This window comes from Bacillus sp. (in: firmicutes) (genome assembly GCA_012842745.1).
Taxonomy (GTDB): Bacteria; Bacillota; Bacilli; order Bacillales; family Bacillaceae_J; genus Schinkia.
The window spans coordinates 115,233-135,679 of sequence record DUSF01000037.1 but is presented as its reverse complement, the minus strand read 5'-3'; the positions used below and the strand labels follow the sequence as shown (position 1 = coordinate 135,679).

At 37.5% G+C, this 20,447-nt stretch carries 20 protein-coding genes; 11 read left to right on the top strand and 9 right to left on the bottom strand.

Annotated elements, in window-relative coordinates; translation table 11 throughout:
• Positions 1 to 52: 52 nt before the first annotated feature.
• The gene (locus GX497_09035; protein ID HHY73357.1) at positions 53 to 2,716 is read right to left on the bottom strand and encodes a calcium-transporting P-type ATPase, PMR1-type; all 2,664 of its coding nucleotides are present in this window, start codon (positions 2,714 to 2,716) and stop codon (positions 53 to 55) included.
• A 288-nt stretch (positions 2,717 to 3,004) separates the two neighbouring features.
• On the opposite strand from GX497_09035, the gene selB reads away from it, so the two are divergent.
• From selB to GX497_09020, 3 genes are read left to right on the top strand one after another with little or no spacing between them, the layout of a single operon-like run.
• Positions 3,005 to 4,897, top strand: a complete 1,893-nt coding sequence (gene selB / locus GX497_09030; protein ID HHY73356.1) for a selenocysteine-specific translation elongation factor — start codon at positions 3,005 to 3,007, stop codon at positions 4,895 to 4,897.
• 3 nt (positions 4,898 to 4,900) lie between these two features.
• Positions 4,901 to 5,932, top strand: a complete 1,032-nt coding sequence (locus GX497_09025; protein HHY73355.1) for a glycosyltransferase family 4 protein — start codon at positions 4,901 to 4,903, stop codon at positions 5,930 to 5,932.
• A 20-nt stretch (positions 5,933 to 5,952) separates the two neighbouring features.
• A complete protein-coding gene (locus tag GX497_09020) occupies positions 5,953 to 6,831 on the top strand; it encodes a LysR family transcriptional regulator (GenBank protein HHY73354.1) in 879 nt (292 codons plus the stop codon).
• A gap of 63 nt (positions 6,832 to 6,894) precedes the next feature.
• On the opposite strand, the gene selD is transcribed toward GX497_09020, so the two are convergent.
• Positions 6,895 to 7,914, bottom strand: a complete 1,020-nt coding sequence (selD, locus tag GX497_09015) for a selenide, water dikinase SelD (protein ID HHY73353.1) — start codon at positions 7,912 to 7,914, stop codon at positions 6,895 to 6,897.
• A gap of 257 nt (positions 7,915 to 8,171) precedes the next feature.
• On the opposite strand from selD, the gene GX497_09010 reads away from it, so the two are divergent.
• Positions 8,172 to 8,333 carry a SelT/SelW/SelH family protein gene (locus GX497_09010; protein ID HHY73352.1) on the top strand — a complete coding sequence of 54 codons (162 nt, stop codon included), beginning with the start codon at positions 8,172 to 8,174 and terminating at the stop codon, positions 8,331 to 8,333.
• A 207-nt stretch (positions 8,334 to 8,540) separates the two neighbouring features.
• On the opposite strand, the gene GX497_09005 is transcribed toward GX497_09010, so the two are convergent.
• The 3 genes from GX497_09005 to GX497_08995 form a co-directional block, all read right to left on the bottom strand.
• Positions 8,541 to 9,566 (bottom strand): cytochrome d ubiquinol oxidase subunit II, encoded by a 1,026-nt coding sequence (locus tag GX497_09005; protein HHY73351.1) that lies wholly within the window; start codon positions 9,564 to 9,566, stop codon positions 8,541 to 8,543.
• On the bottom strand, positions 9,556 to 10,908 hold the full coding sequence (locus GX497_09000; protein ID HHY73350.1) for a cytochrome ubiquinol oxidase subunit I: 1,353 nt from the start codon (positions 10,906 to 10,908) through the stop codon (positions 9,556 to 9,558). The genes GX497_09005 and GX497_09000 overlap by 11 nt, the downstream gene beginning before the upstream one ends.
• A 198-nt stretch (positions 10,909 to 11,106) precedes the next feature.
• Positions 11,107 to 11,529 (bottom strand): Hsp20/alpha crystallin family protein, encoded by a 423-nt coding sequence (locus GX497_08995; GenBank protein ID HHY73349.1) that lies wholly within the window; start codon positions 11,527 to 11,529, stop codon positions 11,107 to 11,109.
• A 146-nt stretch (positions 11,530 to 11,675) separates the two neighbouring features.
• Between GX497_08995 and GX497_08990 the strand changes: the two genes are divergently transcribed.
• Positions 11,676 to 13,097 (top strand): L-seryl-tRNA(Sec) selenium transferase, encoded by a 1,422-nt coding sequence (locus tag GX497_08990; protein ID HHY73348.1) that lies wholly within the window; start codon positions 11,676 to 11,678, stop codon positions 13,095 to 13,097.
• 10 nt (positions 13,098 to 13,107) lie between these two features.
• Here the strand turns inward: GX497_08990 and GX497_08985 are convergent, their stop codons facing one another.
• Complete coding sequence (locus GX497_08985) at positions 13,108 to 13,242, bottom strand: small acid-soluble spore protein P (protein ID HHY73347.1); 135 nt, start codon at positions 13,240 to 13,242, stop codon at positions 13,108 to 13,110.
• 199 nt (positions 13,243 to 13,441) lie between these two features.
• Between GX497_08985 and GX497_08980 the strand changes: the two genes are divergently transcribed.
• Positions 13,442 to 13,702: a hypothetical protein gene (locus GX497_08980; protein ID HHY73346.1), complete on the top strand. Its 261-nt coding sequence runs from the start codon at positions 13,442 to 13,444 to the stop codon at positions 13,700 to 13,702.
• Positions 13,703 to 13,786: 84 nt separating this feature from the next.
• Here the strand turns inward: GX497_08980 and GX497_08975 are convergent, their stop codons facing one another.
• A complete protein-coding gene (locus GX497_08975) occupies positions 13,787 to 13,936 on the bottom strand; it encodes a small acid-soluble spore protein O (protein HHY73345.1) in 150 nt (49 codons plus the stop codon).
• A 217-nt stretch (positions 13,937 to 14,153) separates the two neighbouring features.
• On the opposite strand from GX497_08975, the gene acnA reads away from it, so the two are divergent.
• The 5 genes from acnA (at position 14,154) to GX497_08950 (ending at position 18,824) form a co-directional block, all read left to right on the top strand.
• The gene (acnA, locus tag GX497_08970) at positions 14,154 to 16,859 is read left to right on the top strand and encodes an aconitate hydratase AcnA (GenBank protein HHY73344.1); all 2,706 of its coding nucleotides are present in this window, start codon (positions 14,154 to 14,156) and stop codon (positions 16,857 to 16,859) included.
• A 111-nt stretch (positions 16,860 to 16,970) separates the two neighbouring features.
• Positions 16,971 to 18,005 (top strand): redoxin domain-containing protein, encoded by a 1,035-nt coding sequence (locus GX497_08965; protein ID HHY73343.1) that lies wholly within the window; start codon positions 16,971 to 16,973, stop codon positions 18,003 to 18,005.
• Positions 18,006 to 18,108: 103 nt separating this feature from the next.
• Complete coding sequence (locus GX497_08960; GenBank protein ID HHY73342.1) at positions 18,109 to 18,240, top strand: FbpB family small basic protein; 132 nt, start codon at positions 18,109 to 18,111, stop codon at positions 18,238 to 18,240.
• A 127-nt stretch (positions 18,241 to 18,367) separates the two neighbouring features.
• Positions 18,368 to 18,511 carry an acid-soluble spore protein N gene (locus tag GX497_08955; GenBank protein ID HHY73341.1) on the top strand — a complete coding sequence of 48 codons (144 nt, stop codon included), beginning with the start codon at positions 18,368 to 18,370 and terminating at the stop codon, positions 18,509 to 18,511.
• 85 nt (positions 18,512 to 18,596) lie between these two features.
• Entirely contained in the window at positions 18,597 to 18,824 is a 228-nt protein-coding gene (locus GX497_08950; GenBank protein ID HHY73340.1) for a small acid-soluble spore protein Tlp, read from the top strand.
• Between the two features lie 37 nt (positions 18,825 to 18,861).
• On the opposite strand, the gene GX497_08945 is transcribed toward GX497_08950, so the two are convergent.
• Entirely contained in the window at positions 18,862 to 19,977 is a 1,116-nt protein-coding gene (locus GX497_08945; GenBank protein HHY73339.1) for a fused response regulator/phosphatase, read from the bottom strand.
• A 33-nt stretch (positions 19,978 to 20,010) separates the two neighbouring features.
• Positions 20,011 to 20,430 carry an ATP-binding protein gene (locus GX497_08940; GenBank protein HHY73338.1) on the bottom strand — a complete coding sequence of 140 codons (420 nt, stop codon included), beginning with the start codon at positions 20,428 to 20,430 and terminating at the stop codon, positions 20,011 to 20,013.
• Positions 20,431 to 20,447 lie beyond the last annotated feature (17 nt).

Here is a 20,447-nt window from a genome sequence, read left to right as displayed (position 1 = left end):
TTTTGGTATGGGTAGAACGGGAATCAAACGGCTTGAATGATTCCCGTTTTTATTAAAAAATCCGTTTCCATGCTTTTGAAAGTTCACTAAAAATAACTGGTACAAGTGAAACAGTTAGAACGAACAACCAGTCTTTTACAGTTAACATATGAATCCCAAAAATGTTATTAAAAACAGGAGTAGAAACTAAAATGACTTGAATTAGAACCCCTAAAAGTATTGATGCCAGTAAAAACTTATTCGTAAAAAGACCAACTTGGAAAAGTGATTTTTTTGTACTGCGCAAATTCAAAGAATGAAATAATTGAGAAACACTAAGTGTAACAAATGCCATTGTTTGAGCGTGGATAAGCGCATCATCATTAATATTTGCAAAGTCAATTGCTAAAATCGATGCTCCTCCGGTGTAATAATGTAAGCTAGTAACAAAAGCAAATAATGTTAAGAAACCAATTAACATGCCGTAAAGCAATGTAAATGTTCCGCCGCCATGAGCAAAGATGCTTTCTTTAATGGAACGTGGTTGTTGCTTCATAACATCACGGTCATCAGGGTCCAGTCCAAGTGAAATTGCCGGCAATGTATCTGTAATTAAATTAATCCATAAAATATGAACAGCAGTTAGCGGGGCAGGCCAACCAAGGATGATGGCTATAAATAGTGTGATAATTTCCCCGAGATTACATGATAATAAAAACAAGATTGATTTTTTTATGTTTTGATAAATATTTCTTCCTTCTTCAACGGCAGCAACAATGGTTGCAAAGTTATCATCTGTTAGCACAATATCTGCGGCTCCCTTTGCAACATCAGTACCACCTTTTCCCATTGCCACACCAACATCGGCCTGTTTTAAAGATGGGGCGTCATTGACGCCGTCGCCAGTCATCGCCACAATCCGTCCATTCGTTTTTAATGCCTTGACAATTTTTACTTTATGCTCAGGTGACACGCGGGCAAACACGCGGATTTTGTTGACTTTTTCACATAATTCAGACTCACTTAGCTTGTCCAAGTCCGCACCTGCCATCGCTTCGACTTCCGCGTTTGCAATTCCAAGCTCTTTTGCAATTGCAAACGCGGTTTTCTGATTATCACCAGTAATCATGATTGTTTGGATTCCGGCATTTTTACATTGGGCAATCGATGCTTTTACTTCCTCCCTTGGCGGGTCAATCATCCCGGTAAGACCGAGAAAAATAAGGTCTTTTTCTAATTGTTCTGCCGTGAAGGCACTGAAGGAAGAGATTTCTTTATAGGCAATTGCAAGCACACGTAACGCTTCAAGAGACATTTCATTAGCTTGGTTTTTTATTTTTTTCGCTTCTGAAGCATCTAAAGCGCTCTTTTTACCGCCAGTTATCCAATATGATGTTTTCGGTAAGATGCTTTCTAATGCTCCTTTTACCATAACGAAGGTTCGGCCGTTATGTTGATGAACAGTCGTCATCATTTTCCGATTTGAATCAAAAGCAATTTCAAAAACCCGTTCATAGTTTTTATCAAGAATTTGTTTATCAAAGCCAACAGCCTCGGCAGCCGCTACAAGGGCGATTTCAGTTGGGTCCCCCGATTGTTCTTTTTCGGTACAAACAGCATCATTACAAAGGGCCATCGCTTCAAAAAAGCGGGAATATTTCGGACCTCTTAAAAGGGACGAGTCCATCGCAACGTATGTACCGTTCGCAAAGACCTTCGTTACAGTCATTTTATTTTGTGTGAGTGTACCTGTTTTATCAGAACAAATAACACTAACAGCACCTAACGTTTCCACAGCAGGTAGCTTGCGGACAACAGCGCGGCGTTTAATCATACGCTGGACACCAAGGGCAAGCACAATCGTAACGATTGCTGGAAGGCCTTCAGGAATTGCTGCAACTGCAAGGCTTACAGAAATTAAAAACATATCTAGAATATCTCTTCCTTGAAAAAAACCGATGAGAAAGATGACAATGGAGACGATGACTGCACCAATGCCAAGAATTTTGCCAAGCTCAGCTAATTTTTTTTGTAATGGTGTTTGCTCTTTTTCTTGTTTTCCAAGTAAATTTGCGATTTTGCCGATTTCAGTCTGCATCCCTGTGCTAACGACAATACCAACGGCCCGTCCATAGGTTGCCAATGTAGACATAAAGGCCATATTGTGCTGGTCGGCAATAGGGGCTTCATCCGTTGTAAGCCAATTTGCATTTTTATCAACTGGAACGGATTCTCCGGTTAACGAAGACTCTTCGACTTTAAAATTAGCCGTCTCCATTAAGCGTAAGTCCGCTGGTATAAAGCGCCCGGCATCAATAATGACAATATCACCAGGAACAATTTGTTCGGATGGAATTTCTTTTACCATGCCATCACGTTTTACAATTGCTTTTGGGGTAGTCATTTTTTTCAGTTCTTCCAAAGCTTTTTCCGCTTTCGATTCTTGGATGACACCAATAACGGAATTAAGCAAAATAACAAAAATGATTATGGCAGCGTCACTATATTCGCCAACAACGATAGAAATGACGGCGGCACCAATTAAAATATAAATTAACAGGCTATTGATTTGTTCGAAAAATAACTTGAAAATTGATTCTTTTTTATGCTCACTAAATTCATTTGTTCCAAACTTTTCTAATCGTTTTTTTGCCTCTGTGCTTGATAAACCTGTATCTGTGTTAGTTGCTAGTTCAGTTGCAACTTTCGCCATATCTTTTGTATACCACATGTTTATTTATCCCTCTTCCTAGCTAAATTGAATGGATAATCTCTTTCTATTTAATTAAACCATAAAAAGCGAGTTGCCGCATATTGCCAGTAAAAACTTTTGTACTATAACCGATACAATCTGTGAGCAACAAATTCCCTAGCTATTGTTGTTCGCCATAATGTATTCCTCTATATTACGTTCACCAAAAATGGTGAACTTTTTTTGTTTTACCCTCCTAAAGTTCGTTACACTTGAATAGTTTTCCAAGACAGATTAAAGTAAAATGTAATGATAGAAAAGTGGGTGAAGACTTTGGCACAACGTCATTATACGATTGGGATGGCCGGGCATATTGACCATGGCAAGACATCGTTAACAAAAGCTTTGACAAATGTTGATACAGACAGGCTAAAAGAAGAAAAAGAAAGAAATATTTCGATAGAATTAGGATATGCACCATTAAAGCTTGATCACGAACTTCAAGTTTCGATTATAGATGTACCTGGACATGAGCGCTTTATTCGGCAAATGATTGCGGGTGTTGCTGGAATTGATTTAGTGATTCTTGTGATTGCCGCAGATGAGGGTGTGATGCCGCAAACGAAAGAACATTTGGAAATATTGTCTTTTTTAGGAATCACAAATGGAATCGTTGCCATTAGTAAAATTGACCGGGTTGATGAGGAATTGCTAGAGCTTGTTCAAGAGGATATTAGAGAAAATTTACAGGGGACGGTGTTTGAATTTGCTCCATTTGTGTTCGTAGACAGTCTTTCGAAAAAAGGCTTAGAACAATTGAAAGAGCAAATAAAGAAAGAACTGGAGAAAATAGAAATGAAAGATGCGAGAGGTCCGTTCCGCTTGCCGATTGACCAAGTTTTTACTGTCCAAGGACAAGGCACGATTGTTAGAGGTACAGTTTATGAGGGAGTTGTTGAAAAAGGAAGTACATTGAAAGTATTGCCACAAGGAATTCCTGTAAAGGTGAGGCAAATTCAAGTCCATCACGAACAAGTGGATGAGGCAAAAGCTGGGCAAAGGGCAGCTTTAAATTTGGGTGGTATTTCCAAACAAGAAGTGGCTCGTGGAGATGTTGTAGTATCCTCAGAGCATTTTTTAGTAACAGATACAATAGATATTACAGCGAAATTTGTCAGCGACCTCCAAGCACCAATTAAGCAGCGGGCACCTATCAAGCTTCACACTGGGACAACGGAAGTGATGGGTAAAATCGTTTTTTTTGACCGCAATGAGCTTATTGATGAAGAAGAGGAGGTCGTTTGTCAGATCCGTTTAGACGAGTCTATTGTCTGTAAACGCGGCGATCGCATTATTTTGCGCAGACCGACACCGATAGAAACGGTTGGCGGTGGCTGGATTATTGATCCAAAAGGGAAGAAATATCGCTTTGGTGAGGAAACCTTAACGATACTTTTACAAAAAAAGGAAGGTACACCAAATGAACGGATTCTTTCACTATTAAAAGAAAAGGCGCTCTTGACTTTTGATGAATTGTTGCAATTTTCATCGCTTGATCAAGAGGAATTGACTACAATCATCGAAGCCGAAAAAGGCATGACAATTTTTGAACTTGCCACTCGTGAATATGGGTTATATGCCGATTATCAATTTATTAAAAATAGGCTCGCAGAAAAATTAGCGGACTACCATCAAGAATTTTCGCTTCGTTTAGGTTTTAATAAAGCCGAAATCGGGCATTTATTTTTGGATTTATATCCGAAGCGTCTAGTTGAATTTGTAATTGAAAAATTAATAGAGGAAAGTTTTTTAAAGAAACAAGAGCAATATATACAACTAGCGACATTTTCACCACATTATCCTGAAAAATGGAAGAAGCGAATGGAGGGAGTTGTCGCTGCAATTGAGAAGGATGAAATTGAAGTGCAGCCATTTGAACAATATATGGAGCGAGCTGGAGTTCCTGAACAGTACAAGGACGATTTTAAGCACTATTTATTGCAAGCGAAAAACTGTGTTTCACTAGATGAAAATCACCTTATTTCTACCGAAGCAATAAAGAAAACGGCTAACTTATTGAAGGAAAAAACAGGAGCTGAATTTACAGTAAAAGATGCGAAGGATGTTCTTAACTTGACAAGAAAATATTTAATTCCATTATTAGAGCTGTTTGATTCTTTAAAGCTGACAAAAAGAGTGGAGGATAAAAGAAAGTGGGTGTCATAAAGATTGTCAGCAACAAAGATTTTACTGCTAACGCCGTATTTTAAAGAAAACCGTGGGAATTCAACAACAGCTAAGCGAATTTCTGCAGGCCTAAAGCAAAACGGTTTTGATGTCACGGTGTTTGCTTATGAAGAGGAAAGATGGAATGACGAAATACAAACGATTGCAGATCATTGTGATTTAATCCATATTATTCATTTTTATCGCTTTTCTAAATGGTTAAAAGAGACAAATTTCGAGTTAAATAAGCCATTTGTCATGACAAATGGGGGTACCGATGTTAACCATGATTTGGATAACGATGTGAATCGAGGGGACATGCGAAGTCTTTTAGAGAGGACTAGTGCCATTACTGTCTTTACTAATGATGCTAAACTAAAGCTAAGGAATGCCTACAGCGATATGAATCTAAAGCTGCATGTTATCCCACAGAGTGTCTGGTTTCCACCATCAAATGAGGAAAAGCAGGACAATCAGCTTCCTTTAATTAAAGGAGACCCAGCTATTTTATTACCAGCTGGGTTAAGAGCAGTAAAGGATATTTTTTATTTAATGGAAGAGCTTATTTCTTTGCAAAAGAAATATCCTCATTTACAATTCGTGATTGCGGGAATGGTTTTAGATGGAGAAATTTATGAAACACTGCAGCACTATATGAGAAAATATAATTGGCTTCATTTTTTAGAAAATGTTCCAATCGAAGAAATGAAATCACTATACAAATGGGCTGATTTTGTTTTAAATACGTCTATATCCGAAGGGCAATCATCAGCATTATTAGAAGCGATGGATATGGACTGTCTCGTTTTGGCTCGTAACAATCCAGGAAATGCAAGCATCATCCAAGATGGAATAAATGGTTTTCTTTTTAAAACGAGAGTAGAATTTTCACAAAAAATCGAAGCGGTTATGCATGATGAAGAACAAAGAAAAAGCATCATTCACCATGCAAAGAACCACATTCAATCGCAGCACTGTTTTGAAGATGAAATAAAGGCATTTATAAAGCTTTATGAGGAATGTTTAAAAATGTAAATAATAGGTCGTGATCAATTATGAATTTAAACAATCTTAAAGCGTTTGAAAAAGTTGTCCAACTAAAAAGCTTTCAAGATGCAGCGAAGCAGTTATCGGTTTCCCAGCCAGCGATTTCATTGCGAATCCAGGCGCTTGAGGAGCATTTTAAAATAAAATTAGTAAAGCGCACAGGAGAAGGGGTACAGCTCACACCACAAGGGGAAATTATTTACACGAGGATAAAAGAAATTTTAAAGCTGTGGGAAGAGCTTGAGACACAATTTTTAGGTGGAAAACCAGTTGGAAAACTCGTAATTGGAGCAAGTACAATCCCTTCTGAATATCTCCTTCCGAAAATTATTAAAAATTTTAAAGGAATCTGCCCTGAGGTTGATTTTAGTATGAAAATTTCTGGGAGCAAGGATGTTGTCGATTGGCTGAAGAATCGTTCCGTTGATGTCGCGATTACTGGTGAGCCATTAGGAGCGCCGATTCTTTTTTCAAAACCAATTGTTAGCGATAAGTTAAGCATTATTGCACCAAATGATTTTTTTGAGGAGGATATAAAAGAGTTTCGCGATTTATTTGACGTTGAATGGATTTTACGGGAAGAAAATTCGGACACAAGGTCATCGCTCGAGAAAACGGTTCAATCCCTTGGTTATTCTTTTGAAGAAATGAAGGTTGTCGGTGAGTTGGGCAGTACGGAGGCGGTCATTGCGGCGGTTGAGGCTGGTCTTGGCGTGACGGTTGTATCATCGTATGCGGCGGAACGAGCCGAAAAGTTCGGACGTGTTAAAATAATTACGTTGGATGATTTTCAAGTGACAAGGCATTTTTATTTTTCTTGTTTAATGGAAAATAAAAATTTGTCGCTCATCTCTGCGTTTTTAAGTTTTATTGAAGAATCTTATTAGGGGCCCCTAGCTCCATAATGAGGTTAGTGCCCACTACATTTAGTGGGCACTATAGCTTTCCTCTTATATTACATATAAGGATTTCTTATTCAAATCGCTGACTTCACCGATAATTTGGGCAGCTGAAATATTTTGCTCGTGAAGTTTTTGAACATATTTTTGCGCATCTTTTTTAGGCATGCTGATTAACAGTCCGCCAGATGTTATCGCATCACATAAAATATAGTGACTGCTTTCTGGAATAGATGTTGCATATTCAACATCATCCTTTAACCACTCATAATTTGCCTTTGAGCCACCAGGGATTACGCCTTGTTCTGCTAACATTTCGGTGCCTTCTAAAACAGGGACGGACTCATACGTAATCGTCATGCTAACATTGCTGCCTTTAGCCATTTCACAAGCATGCCCTAATAGTCCAAATCCAGTAACATCGGTTGCGGCATGGACTTCAAAGCCCTCTAGTGCTTCTGCGGCTTTTTTATTAAGTGTAGCCATTGTTTCGATGACCTCTGCTTCTTGTTCTGGTGTTACGACACCACGCTTAATGCCTGTAGTGATTATTCCCACACCAATCGGCTTAGTTAACACTAAAGCATCCCCAGGTCTAGCACCAACATTGCGGTAAAATTTATTAGGATGAACATAGCCAGTGACAGCCATTCCAAACTTTGGCTCTTGGTCATCAATCGAATGTCCACCAACAATGATGGCTCCCGCTTCTTGCACTTTATTAGCAGCACCCTTTAAAATCTCAGCCAGCATCTCTGCTCCGAGCTTTTTGACAGGAAAACCAACAATGTTTAATACTGTTTTCGGTTGACCACCCATTGCATAGACATCACTGAGGGCGTTAGCCGCAGCAATCTGTCCAAACATATAAGGGTCATCAACAATCGGTGTAAAATAATCAACTGTTTGGATTAATGCTAAATCCTCGGATACACGGTAAACCCCAGCATCATCAGATGTATCTATTCCAACTAATAGATTTGGATCTTGTTCTCGTTCAGGTAATAGCCGCAAAACTTGCGACAATTCGGCAGGGCCGATTTTGCAGCCTCAGCCAGCTTTTGTTGACATAGCCGTTAAGCGAATTTTATCTTCCACAATATGCACCTCCAACTTATAGTATAGTATAACCTTGCTTAGAATCTATAATAAAAAGACTTTTCGCGCAAATTGTTTGGCAGAAAGTTTTACTTTTTGATGAAGATTGTACTAAAATAATTTGTAAAAAAGACCTTATTAAAGGAGGAATTTTGATGACTTATAAAATTACTGTGGAATTTTGCATGCAGTGAAACTACGCACCAAAAGCCGCGAGTTTCGCGGAGGGTTTGTTTAACCATTTCAGAGGAAGGATTACTTCTCTCGAACTTATTCCTAGTACTGGTGGTGTATTTGAAGTAACCGTCAATGGAGAGAAACGATATTCTAAGCTTGAAACAGGCGAATTTCCGAATGTAGAAGAATTTATTGTGGAAATGGAAAAGATGTAGAAGAAAATAAGCTGATAAAAAGGTGCCAAATTGCGTTGATTGGCACCTTTTCATATCCAATTCATCACTTAGGGGCCTGACCCCTATTATGGCTTTCGGCAACTGCTTGGTCGTCTTGCGCTGTCCAAAAAGCTAATGCTATTGATGCGATAACGACTAAAAAAGGCGCATAAAAAATTAAAAATTCGTCCATTTTCAATAGTCTCCTTATGCATAGTCATTATTGTTTCCTTCAATATAGTTCTTGTTGAACAAGAATAACTTTAGTAGAAGGTATAGCGATGGAACGAGAACTCCTAATCCTAAAACAAATACAATGACCAATGAGATAGCCATTTGGTGATTGGTAAAACTGTCGTAAATAGAAAGATAAGGATATAGCAAATATGGAAAATGTGAGATACCATATCCAAAAAAGGCTAAGAAAAATTGACCGACAAGCAACCAAAAGGCTATTGCACTCGATTGCCTTTTCCATATCAAGTAAACTGTTCCGACAAATAATAGAAATGATAGGCCAAACAACCACCATAGATTCATTAAATTATTAAAATGTTCTTGGTTGTGGTTTCGGAGTTCCACGATGATACCAATTGATGTAATAAGTAAAGGAAATGCCCAAAATAGAGCGTATTTTCGTAGTATTTCAAAAGCGGCTTTGTCGTTTGCTCTGTGAGCATACCTTGTTAAAAATACAGCCGAAATATATAATACTGCTGCTAAGCTAAGGACGACAATACTCCAAGTCAAAGGACTCCTAAATAAAGCTCCATATTCTAGGACTGGTCCTGCCTCTTCCAAGTATACAAATTTCCCTTCGGAAATGGTAAGAACAATGGATAGTGAGGCCGGAATAAATAAACCAGTGAGACCATACAAATAAGTGAATATTTTTAGTTTTAATTTACCATACATTGCAAAAGCGTAATACGAACCCCGAATAGCTAATAAAATGAGACTAATGCTTACTGGCACAAGTAAGGAAGTTCCATAATAATAAGCTGTTTTTGGGAAAAAACCGATAATCCCCACAAAGAAGAACACTAAAAAAACATTTGTTACTTCCCAAACGGGATTTAAGTATCGCTCAATTATGCGAGATAAAATATGCTCCTTATGAGTTAACATACCAAATGCATTAAAGAAACCTGCCCCAAAATCTATAGAAGCGACCATTACATAGCCAAAGAGGAAAATCCATAAAACGGTAATTCCTAATATTTCAAAGAACATATGAATCCCCTTTTCTTTTTAAGTTTCGATCAGCTAATTCTTGTTCTATCGGATAGGTACGAAACATACGGGATAACACAGTCATACTGCCAATTGCGAGAACGAGGTACAGTGCAGCAAACAAATACAACATAAGATCTACTTGTCCACTAGTTGTAGCTGCGTCTCTTGTCCGCATATAACCTCGTAAAATCCACGGCTGTCTTCCGACTTCATCTAGCCACCATCCGAACTCGATAGCTAAAATAGATAAGGGACCACCAAGCACAATAAGCCTTTGAAACCACTTCTTTAAAATAATATTCCATTTTCTCTTTACTCCAATTACATAAAGGAATGAAATGATAATCATTAGTATGCCAATCGTTACCATTAAATCAAATAAATAATGGATATATAGCGGTGGAATTTCATCTTTTGGAAATTCTTCAAGCCCCATCACACTAGCACTAGGTGAACCATTTGTTAAAATACTAAGAGCAAACGGAATTTTAATAGCGTTTTTAACTTCTCCGTTCTCTATTGTTCCATACATAAGGAGTGGAGCAGCTCCTTCTGTTTTAAAATGCCATTCAAAAGCCGCTAATTTCTCTGGCTGATAGTGGCCTAAATATTTTCCGGAAAAATCTCCAAGTAACGCAGATGTAATCGAAAAAAGTAGGCCGATTTTCATCGTTAAAAAAAGAGCTTTTTTGTGATAAACATGATCAGACCCTCTTAACATCCGAAAAGCAGCAACGGAGGCAAGTACAAAAGCAGCTGTCATATAGGCGGTTCCTAGAACATGGGCAACTTTTGTTGGCATTGATGGTGTAAACATAGCCAAAATTGGATTCACATTTATTAATTGTCCATTTTGGAAGTCAAACCCTTGCGGTGAATTCATAAATGCATTGACAATCGTTATAAATACAGCTGAAATAGAAGCTCCGATTGCGACAGGGATGAGCAATAATAAATGCTTTTTTTGATTTTCAAACCTGTCCCAAGTATATAAATAGATGCCTAAAAATATAGCTTCTATAAAAAAGGCAAATGTCTCCATAAATAAAGGCAGAGCAATAATTTGACCGCCAAGTGCCATAAATTCTGGCCAGAGAAGAGAGAGTTGCAATCCGATGGCGGTCCCAGTTACTACTCCAACAGCTACCGTAATCGCATACCCCCGTGTCCATCGCCTCGCTAATAATATATAGTGCTCATCCTTTTTTCTAATGCCTATCCATTGTGCAATTAATATCATAAGGGGAATACCGACACCTATCGTTGCATATATAATGTGAAAGGAAAGTGTCAATTCTGTAAGCAACCTGCTAAAAAAAACTGATTCTTCATTTCCCATCTATGTATCCTCCTTATCCTGAAATCATGAATCTTATTAATGATATGCCCATTGTTATGGCGACAATAAAGGTTAATTTGATTAGCATACGTTCGTGATTTTTATACATTTTCTTCCCCCTTCTGTAAGCTTATTATTTGTTAAAATTCCTATTTTATGCAGGACGATGGAGGAGGGGCTTTACCCCCACCTCATAGGTTATTCAATGCTAATATTGCGCTGTTTTCTACGTTCCCTTTTTGGAATATGGACTTCAAGGATGCCATTTTTATAATAAGCTTTTGTGTCCGCACTAATTTCATAGGGCAGTGGAATGATACGTTCCAGTCTTCGAATGCTTCTTTCCTTTTTAAAGTATTTTTTGTTGTCATCGATAGTTTCCAGCTCTTGGCTATCATCTGCCATGATTTTTAAGCCTTCATGGACCGCTTCGATTTTTATTTGGTTTTGGCTAAACCCTGGAAGCTCTGCCTCAACAACTATTTTCTGCCCCATATCGTATAAATCAACTCGAAACTGCTGCGGGAAAAAAGAAGCAAATGGTTCATCCCAAAAACGGTTAAAAATACTATTTAAATCTTTAAGGACAGGCAAAAATTCATTTTCTTCTTTCTTGTTCATATACATTCTCCTTTACATTTTCTCCCTATAAAAGTATTCAGTCTGGTGTAAAAGTGACTAGGCTTTGAGTATCATGCCGATTATGGTAAATTTGTGAAAAGTGATATAATGACACATGAATTTAAGGAGTGGAGGCGCAGAATGAAATGAAGCAATTTTTACGTTATTTACCGCCAGTTCATGAATTACAAAAGTCTGGTGCCTATGAACAGTTATTACAAAAATACGGCATAAGCAGTAGCCGTTTAACAAATATTTTACAAGAACAATTAAATGAAATAAGACAACAATTTCTACATAACAAGTGGCAGGGGGAGGCCACTCAACAGGATTACACTAATAAAGAATATTGGACAGAGCAAATTTTTGAAAAAGTAGAACAGGCTGCCGAGCAATTTTCCCAATATTATTTAAAAACAGTTATTAATGCCACTGGGACCGTTTTACATACAAATTTAGGGCGGGCACGTTTAGGTGAAAAGCAAATTGAGCATGTTGTGCAAGTTGCCGCTAATTATTCCAACCTTGAATATAAAATCGCTGAAGGAAAAAGAGGCTCTCGCCATGATATCGTCGAAGGCCTAATCCAACAAGTGACAGGGGCGGAAGCAGCGATGGTTGTGAATAATAATGCGGCAGCTGTTTACTTGATTTTACGGGCACTTGCGAAAGATAAGGAAGTTATCGTATCAAGAGGGCAGCTCGTTGAAATTGGCGGCTCCTTTAGAATTTCTGCGATTATGGAAGAGAGCGGGGCAAAGCTTGTTGAAGTTGGAACAACGAATAAAACCCATTTACATGATTATGAAAAGGCAATCACGGACGAAACTGCAATGATTATGAAGGTTCATACAAGTAATTTTAAAATACTTGGCTTCACTGAAAGTGTGGAAAGTAAAACTCTAGTTGAAGTTAAGAGAAAACATGACAAGATAATTTTTTATGAAGATTTAGGCAGTGGTGTTCTTTATGATTTTAAAAAACATGGCATTGGTGAAGAGCCGGTTGTGAAGGATGTTATTGAACTTGGAGTGGATCTTGTCTCGTTTAGCGGTGACAAGCTGCTTGGCGGTCCGCAAGCGGGTATTATCGCGGGGAAGCGGGAGCTAATTCAAAAGTTAAAGAAACATCAGCTTGCCCGTGTTCTTCGCGTGGATAAAATGACGTTCGCTGCTCTTGAGGCAACATTAAAAGCGTATGTAATGGGTGAGAACACATTGCGGGACATACCAACTCTTCGTGATCTTTTACAAACGGAAGTGGAAATAGAGGCGAGGGCTTTGAAATTTGAACAGCTGCTCCTAAAAGTATGCTCTGAATTTCGGTGTACGCTTGAAAAAGATTTTTCCCAAGTGGGCGGGGGAACAATGCCGGATGAAAAAATTCCGACAGTTGTAGCTGCCATCGCTCACCCGACATTAACTTCTGAAGAGCTGGCAGTACAGTTGCGATTATTCTCTCCAAGCATTGTTGCACGCCAAAAAGAGGAAAAAGTTTATCTTGATTTTAGAACGATAACAGATGACGAATGGCCTTACATTATTGAAGCATTACAGTCCATATATTAGGAAAATGCTGTTATAAATCATGACTTTGATTGTTTTTTTGACGTGTATGATTATGGTTTTTAACCTTTTTAGAGCCGCTTAAAGCTTCAGGTTGATTCGTCGGTTGTTGTTGGTTTTTCGGTTGGTTTGTACGTCCAGACCCCATGGCAATCCCTCCTTTTATGATTAGGATGGATTGCCTTTGATGGTTTTATTCAAAAAACTACCTAAATTGTCGCGCGCTTCTTTGTATGAAAAAATAAATCACATTTTTGGTAGCGAGCATTTGCTGAATGAATTTCAACTCCTTTGGACACAATATATAGAAAGTTATATTTGATAAAATAAGGAGTTGGATTTGAAACATGCCATATAACAAAAATAAACAGCAAGCGTTCCAGGCTGCAGAGCAAGGGGTTGACCATGCCGTTGATATTTATAAAGACCTTGTCAAAAATGATCCTGATTATGGGCATCACTTAAAGGATTTAAAAAACGAAGTCAATGAAGCGTACCAGCAAATCGAAAATGCTTTAGAAGTTGCTTCCGAAACTCAATTAGACCAGCTTCATAAATTCAAAAGTGATTTACAGTCGATTATGAGTAATGTTGATTTTAATGAGTAGCAAAAAACCGCTTCAGCTTGGAAGCGGTTTTTCGCCGTGTTGATTAAGTATAGTTTTTTTGAATGGTGGTCCATTTATCTTGCATTACTGATTTTTCTTTCGTTTTTTATTGTGTTGCTTTTGGGTTTCTGTAAGCGGCTCATTCGATAATTCCTCGTTGTAGCCCGCCCCTGTCCCTTGAGCTTTGGCAGCATTCATTCCAGGGATGACATGATTTGCTTTTCTTTTTGCCATTTTTTATTCACCTCCATAAATTAACATGGCGAAAAAGTGTCATAAATATGCAAAATTTTATCATTATGTAAACTTATGACGGAAGATTGGGAATCGGATATTTACTTATGCGAAGAATTCTATTAAAATGAGAGAGTAACTAAATGGGAGACATATTGTTACTTTTTTTTTGACAATTACGACAATATGTAAATTCTTAATAGGGGGGCAACTAATAATGGCAAACAATGATGTGTTTAATGCACGAAAATCGTTTGAAGCAAATGGCAAAACGTACAATTATTACAACTTAAGCGCGCTTGAAGGCGTGGGTAATATTTCTAAATTGCCATACTCAATCAAAGTGTTACTAGAATCTGTTCTTCGTCAAGTTGACGGTCGTGTAATCACGAAAGAACATGTTGAAAATCTAGCAAAATGGGGCACAAAAGAATTACAAGATATCGATGTTCCATTTAAACCAGCACGTGTTATTTTACAAGACTTCACAGGCGTGCCTGCGGTTGTTGACTTAGCATCATTAAGAAAAGCAATGGCAGATATGGGTGGAGATCCAGCAAAAATTAATCCTGAAATTCCGGTAGATCTTGTTATCGACCACTCTGTACAAGTTGATAAGGCTGGAACAGCTGATTCATTAGAATTCAACATGGATTTGGAATTTGAGCGTAACCAAGAGCGTTACCAATTCTTAAGCTGGGCTACTAAAGCATTTGATAACTATCGTGCGGTTCCACCAGCAACAGGTATCGTTCACCAAGTAAACCTTGAATACCTTGCAAGCGTTGTTATGACTAAAGAAGAAAACGGTGAAGTTGTAGCATTCCCTGATACATTAGTAGGGACTGACTCACATACAACAATGATTAACGGCATCGGTGTTCTTGGATGGGGCGTTGGTGGTATTGAAGCAGAAGCTGGAATGCTTGGACAACCTTCATACTTCCCAGTTCCAGAAGTTATCGGTGTTAAATTAGTTGGTTCACTTCCAAGTGGTACAACTGCTACTGACATCGCATTAAAAGTAACACAAGTACTTCGTGAGAAAAAAGTAGTAGGCAAGTTTGTTGAATATTTTGGTCCTGGTCTTGCAGAAATGCCATTAGCTGACCGCGCGACTATTTCAAATATGGCTCCTGAATATGGTGCTACATGTGGCTTCTTCCCAGTTGATAAAGAAGCACTTAACTACTTACGTTTAACAGGTCGCTCAGAAGAGCAAATCAACCTTGTTGAAGCATATTGCCGTGCAAATGGTTTATTCTATGTTGCTGGTGAATCAGAAGATCCAACTTACACAAGTGTTGTTGAAGTAAATCTTTCTGATATCGAACCAAACCTTTCTGGTCCTAAGCGTCCACAAGACTTAATTCCGCTTTCAAAAATGCAAGAGCAATTTAAGAAAGCAGTTGTGGCACCACAAGGTACACAAGGTCTTGGATTAACAGAAGCAGAATTCAACAAAGAAGTAACTGTAAAGTTAGCTGATGGCACTGAAACAACAATGAAAACTGGTGCAATCTCAATTGCTGCAATTACAAGCTGTACAAATACATCTAACCCATATGTACTTGTAGCTGCTGGTTTAGTTGCAAAGAAAGCAGTTGAAAAAGGCTTAACAGTACCTGCGTATGTTAAGACTTCATTAGCTCCTGGTTCAAAAGTTGTAACAGGATACTTACGTGATTCAGGTCTTTTACCATACTTAGAACAAATTGGCTATAATGTTGTTGGTTATGGTTGTACAACATGTATCGGTAACTCTGGTCCATTAGCAGATGAGCTTGAAAAAGCAATCGCTGATAATGACTTAACTGTTACTGCTGTACTTTCAGGTAACCGTAACTTTGAAGGTCGTATCCATCCACTTGTAAAAGCGAACTACTTAGCATCACCACCATTAGTAGTTGCTTACTCACTTGCTGGAACAGTTGATATCGATTTACAAAACGATTCTCTTGGTAAAGACAAAGATGGCAACGATGTGAAGTTTGCTGACATCTGGCCTTCTTATGAAGAAGTACAAGCTGTTGTTGAGAAAACAGTTACACCTGAATTATTCCGTAAGGAATATGAAGAAGTATTTAGAAGCAATCCACGCTGGAATCAAATCGAATCTCCAGATGATGCTCTATATAATTGGGATGAAGATTCTACTTACATCCAAAATCCTCCATTCTTTGAAGGATTAACAAAAGAATTAAGAGAAATCAAGCCATTAACTGGCATGCGCGTAATTGGTAAGTTCGGTGACACTGTTACAACTGACCATATCTCACCAGCTGGTTCAATTGCGAAAGATGCTCCTGCAGGTAAATACCTACAAGAGAAAGGTGTAAGTCCACGCGACTTCAACTCTTACGGTTCTCGTCGTGGTAATGACCGTGTCATGACAAGAGGTACTTTTGCAAATATTCGTATCCGCAACCAAGTTGCTCCTGGTACTGAAGGCGGTTGGACTACTTACTGGCCAACAGGCGAAGTTACATCAATTTTCGATGCAGCTATGAAGTACAAAGAAAATGGTACTGGCTTAGTAATCCTTGCTGGTAAAGACTATGGTATGGGCTCATCTCGTGACTGGGCTGCAAAAGGTACGTTTTTACTAGGTATTAAGACAGTAATCGCTGAAAGCTATGAGCGTATCCACCGTTCAAACCTTGTATTAATGGGCGTTCTTCCACTTCAATTCAAAGAAGGAGATAATGCTGAATCACTTGGTTTAACTGGAAAAGAAACAATCGAAGTTCAAATCGATGAAAATGTAAAACCACGTGACTTCGTAAAGGTTACAGCTACTAAAGAAGATGGTTCTAAAGTAGAATTCGAAGCACTTGCTCGTTTCGATTCAGAAGTTGAAATCGACTACTACCGTCATGGTGGTATTCTACAAATGGTTTTACGTGAAAAATTAGGTCAATAATTTTAATAGCGTAGGCCGCTTAAAAAAGTGTAGTGTTGTCAATTGGCAATGCTACATTTTTTTGTTATACTATATACGGATATGGGTATAAAGCGAAGGAGGAGTGGTGGCTTGTTAAACGATGCAATCATGTTAGGCCCATTTTTAATTAAGTACCATTATCTGTTTTTATTTATTTCTTGGTGGATAGCATATATAATAATGAGGAATCGTTTAAAATCCAACGCTCCGCTTCGTGAATTTATATTGAAGCAAATTTCTAATAGTAGTATATTGTGGATTGTCATTTGGAAATGTAGTTATATTATTTTTAATCCTGCAAAAGTGATTGCCAATCCGCAAACCATTCTCTTTTTTTCTGGTGGCCAAAAAGGAGTTATTTTAGCTACGATTGTAAGCACTGTTTTCTTTATAGTCAAGCTAAGAGAACATTGGATGATGAAGAAGGCAATAGTAGATGGTATTATCGTTGGAGGTCTAAGCTTTTTTATAACCTTTAATACTGTAGCATTAATTTTTGGAGATGATGTGCGGTCATCTTTTGTGACACTTTTTGTTTGTCTAGCATTATTTTTTGTTTACATAAATGTTGCTCAATTAAATAGTAATCAGCAGGAAAGGAAGGAAGCTATGAAAAAAGCAATTGCACTACTTGTATTTATCGGATTGATTGGGTATACGATTTATACAACCGCGTTTTCTGAGAAAACGGCTATTGTCGGCCTTGAGAAAGGAAACCTGGCCCCGGACTTCGAATTAGTTACATTAACAGGAGAAAAAGTGAAACTGTCTGATTATCGTGGCAAAAAAGTATTGTTGAATTTCTGGGCGTCATGGTGTGGTCCATGCCGTGCCGAAATGCCAGACATGCAAGAGCTTCATGAGGAGGGCCGCAAAGATTTTGTTATTTTAGCGGTCAATGCCACCCAAACAGAAGCAAGTAACGAAAGTGCAATAAAATTTATAAAGGAATTCGGTTTAACTTTCCCAATTGCCTTTGATGAAAAAGGAACAGTGGTAAAGACGTATCAAGTAATTGCGTTGCCTACTTCTTATTTTATAGACAGTGAAGGTAAAATTAACGACAAGCATACAGGAACTTTAAGTTACGAGCAAATGCTTAACGGGATAAAAAAATTGGATTAGTAAAAGCCCACTTTTTGGGGCTTTTTATTTTGCATGAAATCAGCTGTTTTTGGAAATAATGGAAAATAGATATTTTTTGAAAATTTAAAATGGAGTGAAGTAAATGAAAAAGTTCAAAAAGCGCTCATTTAAGGAGTTAGTAAATGAAAATAAAATGCAATTATTAAATGATCAAGAGGCGTTAAATAAAATTGAGGAGCGCTTAGAACAGCGAGCGCAAGCGAAATTAATGTAGAAAACTCTGATGTATATTGAGCAGGGAGAGGGAGATATTGCTTTTCTTACCTGCTTTTTCTTTTATATTTAAAGTAATTTTGGTAGATATTATGAAGGAAAGTCAATAAAAGCAGGAGGTTTTTATTATGACAAATGCAAGTACTAAAAACAGGCAATATCAACCAAATCATATTGGAATGCAGCCACGAGAATATGGAGGCAATAAAGGAAAAAAGTATCAAAATCAAACAGGTGAATCACCGCAAGTGATGCAGACTAAAGGTGAATAGCCGTTGATAAAGCTGTATAAAAGATTAATTTTACGGAAAAATATTACAGCAATGAAAATTAAAGAAGGAGAGAAGCAAAATGACAATGAACAAACCAAAACCCGATGATCGCAGCGATAATGTAGAAAGGCTTCAAGATATGGTGCAAAATACAATCGAAAATATTGAAGCTGCCCATGAAACTCTTGCGTTTGCTTCCCCAGAGGAACAAGCACAAATCGAAGCAAAGAATAAACGCCGTGAAGAATCAATTGCAGGGATGCGCGAGGAAATAAAAGACGAAGCAAGAGCGCGTGAAAACGGGTATCAATAGTTTTGTTGTAGGGCAGGAGATCCTGCCCTTATATATTTTAAACTGATACTGACACAATGCAAACATCATCTCCATATTTACGATGTTGCAGTTGATTGCTAGTAACGAGTTTTTCTAAAAGAGCATGATTATCTTCAACTAAATAATCATAAAAAACGGCTCCATCATTTTTTAGAAGCGGTATTTGTAAAGCATCAATTAATCCATCCGTATATAAAATAATCTTCGAGTTTTTTTCATATTTTAAGGTTTGTTTGTTAACTGGGACAGAAGGGAACATCCCAAGAAAAACCGTTGTTTGCTCTAATGAAACAATTTTGTCCTTATTCATCAAAAAACCTTTTGGGTGGCCAGCATTAGCGTATTCGATTGTTTCTGTCATCGTATCGACAACGATATAGAAACAAGTGAGATAGTAGCTCACCCAGCTTTCATTCATAAACAAATTGTGGACATGCTTATTTAATTCAGGAATGACAAGCTCAGGATCTTTTAACCTTGTAATCATTCCTCTTAACAACGCCCGAACAGACATGCTAATTAATGCTGAAGCAATTCCATGGCCCATCACATCAATAAGCATGATGCCATATCGGTGATGGTCAATTTTAAACCAGCAATACATATCTCCACCTATATGTTCTGATGGTAAATAAACACCATTAATTTGAATGTGGTCATCATGCAATGTTGGGCTAAGAACACTTTTTTGAATAGTTTTAGCCAATTGTAAATCTCGATCAATTTGATTTTCTCTTTTTTTTCTTTCGTCTGTCTCTTTCTTTATCCTTAGTACAAGTTTCACTCGTGTTTTTAATTCAACAATGTTTATTGGTTTTGTTATATAATCAGTTGCCCCCGCTTCAAAAGCATCTTCAATAAATTCATTTTCACTGGAGGTGGTCATAATAATAATCGGTATATCATTGTATTTTTCGTTTGTATATATTTTTTGGCATAATTGTACCCCATCAATGTTTGGCATCATTATATTCAACAAAATTAAGTCAATATTTTGATAATGTTGTTTTAATAATTCAAAAGTACCCAATCTGGATGATGATTCAATGGTTTCGTTATAGCCAATGTCATGTAAGGCTTTTTTTAAAAGAATTATATTTTGATTATCATGATCCACTATTAAAATTGCCATATTTTAGCACACTCACAATTTTTTCATTCTTTTTCACAGTTTTTTGCTCATGCCAACGAGAAATTCACCATGTTCAGTTATATCAAACCAAACCTCGTCCATAAAACCTTTTATAAATAAAAAACCTCTTCCTCTTTCATCTAAACCAACGTCAAAAAATGTTTTATTGACAATTTCTTTTTTTTGCTTTTCAGAGAGACGAGAATAGGGGTTGATTATATGTATTTTTACTTCTTCATCATTTACATATAATTCAATAGTCATTGTTCCAGGATGATGCTGGTCCCGAATTTTTTTCATTTCAGTAACTGCGTTAATAATCGCTTCATTAATGGCAAATAATATTTTTTTCTTTTCTAATTCATTTGGAATTAAGATTGCTGACTGAAACAAATTCCTAGTCATCACTATATATTCATTTTGCGCTGGAAAGGTAACTACTAGATTAATCATAGGTGACTCCCGCTTGA

What these genes read in the sequence shown, in the direction of transcription:
- GX497_08990 (HHY73348.1), top strand. Translation starts at nt 11,676, where the DNA reads ATGAAGCAATTTTTACGTTATTTACCGCCAGTTCATGAATTACAAAAG.
- GX497_08995 (HHY73349.1), bottom strand. Translation starts at nt 11,529, where the DNA reads ATGAACAAGAAAGAAGAAAATGAATTTTTGCCTGTCCTTAAAGATTTA.
- GX497_08980 (HHY73346.1), top strand. Translation starts at nt 13,442, where the DNA reads ATGCCATATAACAAAAATAAACAGCAAGCGTTCCAGGCTGCAGAGCAA.
- GX497_08940 (HHY73338.1), bottom strand. Translation starts at nt 20,430, where the DNA reads ATGATTAATCTAGTAGTTACCTTTCCAGCGCAAAATGAATATATAGTG.
- GX497_09000 (HHY73350.1), bottom strand. Translation starts at nt 10,908, where the DNA reads ATGGGAAATGAAGAATCAGTTTTTTTTAGCAGGTTGCTTACAGAATTG.
- GX497_08945 (HHY73339.1), bottom strand. Translation starts at nt 19,977, where the DNA reads ATGGCAATTTTAATAGTGGATCATGATAATCAAAATATAATTCTTTTA.
- GX497_09005 (HHY73351.1), bottom strand. Translation starts at nt 9,566, where the DNA reads ATGTTCTTTGAAATATTAGGAATTACCGTTTTATGGATTTTCCTCTTT.
- acnA (HHY73344.1), top strand. Translation starts at nt 14,154, where the DNA reads ATGGCAAACAATGATGTGTTTAATGCACGAAAATCGTTTGAAGCAAAT.
- GX497_09020 (HHY73354.1), top strand. Translation starts at nt 5,953, where the DNA reads ATGAATTTAAACAATCTTAAAGCGTTTGAAAAAGTTGTCCAACTAAAA.
- GX497_08960 (HHY73342.1), top strand. Translation starts at nt 18,109, where the DNA reads ATGAAAAAGTTCAAAAAGCGCTCATTTAAGGAGTTAGTAAATGAAAAT.
- GX497_08975 (HHY73345.1), bottom strand. Translation starts at nt 13,936, where the DNA reads ATGGCAAAAAGAAAAGCAAATCATGTCATCCCTGGAATGAATGCTGCC.
- GX497_08950 (HHY73340.1), top strand. Translation starts at nt 18,597, where the DNA reads ATGAACAAACCAAAACCCGATGATCGCAGCGATAATGTAGAAAGGCTT.
- GX497_08955 (HHY73341.1), top strand. Translation starts at nt 18,368, where the DNA reads ATGACAAATGCAAGTACTAAAAACAGGCAATATCAACCAAATCATATT.
- GX497_08985 (HHY73347.1), bottom strand. Translation starts at nt 13,242, where the DNA reads ATGGGGTCTGGACGTACAAACCAACCGAAAAACCAACAACAACCGACG.